Source organism: Nocardia sp. NPDC004260 (assembly GCF_053603155.1).
On sequence record NZ_JBSGEZ010000263.1, the window covers coordinates 1 to 1427 of the forward strand.

The 1427-nt window shown below is 68.2% G+C and carries 3 protein-coding genes; 1 reads left to right on the forward strand and 2 read right to left on the reverse strand.

What is annotated here, in order from left to right:
- Positions 1 to 89: 89 nt before the first annotated feature.
- Both ACWEO7_RS39505 and ACWEO7_RS39510 read right to left on the reverse strand, forming a co-directional pair.
- Entirely contained in the window at positions 90 to 731 is a 642-nt protein-coding gene (locus ACWEO7_RS39505; RefSeq protein ID WP_452430964.1) for a hypothetical protein, read from the reverse strand.
- The gene (locus ACWEO7_RS39510; RefSeq protein ID WP_452430966.1) at positions 728 to 1258 is read right to left on the reverse strand and encodes a hypothetical protein; all 531 of its coding nucleotides are present in this window, start codon (positions 1256 to 1258) and stop codon (positions 728 to 730) included. The genes ACWEO7_RS39505 and ACWEO7_RS39510 overlap by 4 nt, the downstream gene beginning before the upstream one ends.
- Here ACWEO7_RS39510 and ACWEO7_RS39515 point away from each other — a divergent pair.
- On the forward strand, positions 1248 to 1427 hold a 180-nt coding region (locus ACWEO7_RS39515; protein ID WP_452430968.1), incomplete at its 3' end, for a hypothetical protein. The two genes, ACWEO7_RS39510 and ACWEO7_RS39515, sit on opposite strands and share 11 nt — an antisense overlap.

A 1427-nucleotide genomic window follows, 5' to 3' on the forward strand; every position in this document is an offset into this window, starting at 1 on the left:
GCCTACGACCCCGCCCGACACGGCGGCGCCCAAACCCTGCAACCACAACCGGTCGCTACTTCTGCGGTATGAGGTTGACATAGGGAGTGTCATGGAACCTCCTTGGTTGCGGCCGAGCCGGATTCCCGATCGGCGATGATGAAGAACACGCGGATGTAGACGTGCGCGAGCACATTCGGGACAGCGCGGTTGAGAGTGCGCGGTGACCAGCCTTCGGCCCCTGCAGGTGCCACCAGCTGGCCCGCCAGTTCTGAGGAGTACTCGCAGGTGATGATCTGCACCCCCGCCGCTTCGGCGGCGGCGATCATCTCCTTGAGCTGAATACCACCACCGCCGCGAGAACTGGGCTGCTCTGCCAGGGCGACGATCGCGGCCACTCGCGCCGAACCCACGGTGGTCGAGGTCAACGCACCGGCCAGCTGGCGGGCGCGGCGTATCCCCTCGACCGTCTTCGGAGTCGTCAGCACCAGGTAGGGGCTCTGCCCCGGTACCGGGCGCCACGCGGGATCACGGCCGATCTCACGTGAGCATGCGCACCAGCGATCCAGCGTGCTGGCCCCACTTCCCGCGCTGACCGGCATCACCCACCACAGCGGCGGCCACCCGCCATCGTCGACGCTGGGCTCGCCAGCCTCAGTCGAAGCAGTCTTCTCCAGCACGACCGGCGTCGTCTCCTCGTCCGCCTCAGCCGAACGGTGTTGTTGCGCGGCGACGGTGAACGGGTTGGTCACATGGTCTCCTTTTGGGTAGCCGAGAGCGCAACGAGCACAGGTGACCCGCTGCGCAGCAATGTCGCCGCCGCTCCCTGCCCTTCAGCGGCCGCGACAAGGCGATCAGCGACTGATCCCGCGCTGTCGGGCAGCCATGCCATCGGCACGGGCTTCACTGGCGGCGTCGCGCCCGCTGGCGGAGCGGGGGCGGTAATCAGCCGCACATCGGGGGTGTCGGTCTTGGCTGTGGCCGCCAGGTCGGGGCGGTCGCTTGCCGGGGTGGTGACAGCGCCGTCCTGGTCGCGGTGATAGCGCGCGGTCGGTGTCGTGGCGTCGGGTGCCTTCTGCGGCGGGGTTTTCGCCTTGTCGGCGGCGACGCGGGCGGCGGCGTAGTCGCGGCCTGCCGCGATGATCCAGTCCGCAGTGATCTCGACCGGGGTGGATCCGTCGATGGCGACGCGCTGGGCCCGGTAGCCGCCATGGGTGGCTGTCTGGTTCCACAACCGCGAATCCAGCAGCAGCGCAGGAAGGTCCGCGTTGGCCTTCACCTCGTTGATCAGCAGATCGAATACCGAGCTGACTTTTTTCTCCGCCGAGCGCGGCGGAACGATGTTGAGCGCGGCCGAGGCTTCGGGCCCGGACGTCGCGGAGTGGTCGGACATCGAGGGGATCGCCGGGCAGTGGGATCGTCCGAAGGCGGACAAGACCTATCTCGAG